The 360-nt window shown below is 41.1% G+C and carries 1 protein-coding gene; it reads right to left on the bottom strand.

The features are described 5' to 3' along the window. A partial coding sequence (locus tag EXZ60_RS19020) for a YkgJ family cysteine cluster protein (RefSeq protein WP_193255114.1) occupies positions 1-274 on the bottom strand: 274 nt, incomplete at its 3' end. Positions 275-360: the final 86 nt, after the last annotated feature.

Below are 360 nucleotides of genomic sequence, written 5' to 3' on the forward strand. Positions count from 1 at the left end.
GTTCATCTCGACATTCGTAAGAGCCCATTTCGAATTCTCGACAAATCCAAGGGCGATTTTCGTAAATTGTGCACATGAACGTTTCACGATCTAGAGCTGAACACCAACCATCTGACAAACGCAGCATAGTTTCTCCACCCCATTCATCAAATGCAATGTGCTGCTCTGGTACACCTGTATCGGTAATGATCATAACCTCCAAACGGCAACAACAAGCATGGCAGTTTGAGCACGATATTTCCGGATTTGATACATTTTTAATTGGGATTGTCATCGAGTTCTTCAGCAAGTTTAATCGCAGAATAGTACTCCAATTTAAACCAATTTACCGACATTAATGATGAACTCAACTTGATAGCC

The organism is Vibrio sp. 1151_11, assembly GCF_029478525.1.
Classification (GTDB): Bacteria; Pseudomonadota; Gammaproteobacteria; order Enterobacterales; family Vibrionaceae; genus Vibrio; species Vibrio anguillarum.